Here is a 1,072-nt window from a genome sequence, read left to right as displayed (position 1 = left end):
TTACCAATACATTAATGGTGTTTACAATATTTACTTTGCTTTCTTCTTTTTCGAAATCGGAATAGGACAGCAAACACTGCGAGGTTAGTAAGCCATATTCACGAAATATTTCTTGATAAATACGAATTAAATGCGGCTGACCAATAGAAGCTAGCGCCTGTTTTACAAAAACGTCTTCTTGTTTACTTTCTAATTTCACAAACTGTTTCGCGACAGCAATAGCGCCCGAACTCACAATTACAAACTCGTAATCTTTTTGAAGTTTTGCTATTTGATTTGCTAAATCTTCAATTTTTCCACGCGATAAATTATCGGTTTCTTTAGTAAGTGTATTAGAACCTATTTTTAATAAAATGCGTTTCTTTTTCATTTATTTTTAAAGTCTGAATTAAGACTTATCTTGTTTGTCCTGTACCGTGTACGTACCATTTATTGGTTACTAAATGCTGTAACCCTATTGGTCCGCGTTGGTGTAATTTATCTGTACTAATCGCCAATTCACCACCTAAACCTAATTGTCCACCATCTGTAAACCGTGTTGAAGCATTGTGATACACCGCAGCAGTATCAACATTTTCCATAAAGGTTTTAGCTTCACTTTCGTTTTTAGTGATGATAGATGAAGAATGTCCACCAGAATATTTGTTTATCATGGCGATGGTTGCTTCATTATTCTCAATTTCACCTATTAAAATTTTATAATCTAGGAATTCCTCGTACCAAATAGCATCAGAAGTTATACTTTCTAAACCGTGTGCTTTTGCAACTTCAGCATCACCTAAAACTTCAATTTTTGAATCTTTTAATTTTGAAATTAATTGCGCAACAAATTCACTTTTATTCGGAAGATTTTTATCAATCAACACCTTATCAACGGCATTACATGCCGAAATTTTAGATTTTCCGTTAAGTATAACATCAATAGCTATATCTAAATCGGCTTCCTTATGCACATACACAAAATTATTACCACGACCACTTACAATAACAGGACAACGTGCGTGTTCTTTTGTAAATGCAATTAAACGTTCGCCACCACGTGGCACAATTAAATCGAGTTGCTGTGTTGGGT

1 protein-coding gene and 1 pseudogene are annotated in these 1,072 nt (G+C 34.1%); both read right to left on the bottom strand.

Features of this window, described 5'->3' with window-relative positions:
* Positions 1–370: amino acid kinase family protein (locus FUA24_RS03895; RefSeq protein WP_449441416.1), on the bottom strand; the 370-nt coding region annotated here is incomplete at its 3' end.
* Positions 371–395: 25 nt separating this feature from the next.
* Positions 396–1,072, bottom strand: a pseudogene (locus FUA24_RS03890) (aldehyde dehydrogenase family protein); the annotation flags it as partial.

The sequence above is a fragment of the Seonamhaeicola marinus genome (genome assembly GCF_008085455.1).
This window is presented reverse-complemented; position numbering and strand designations above follow the sequence as displayed.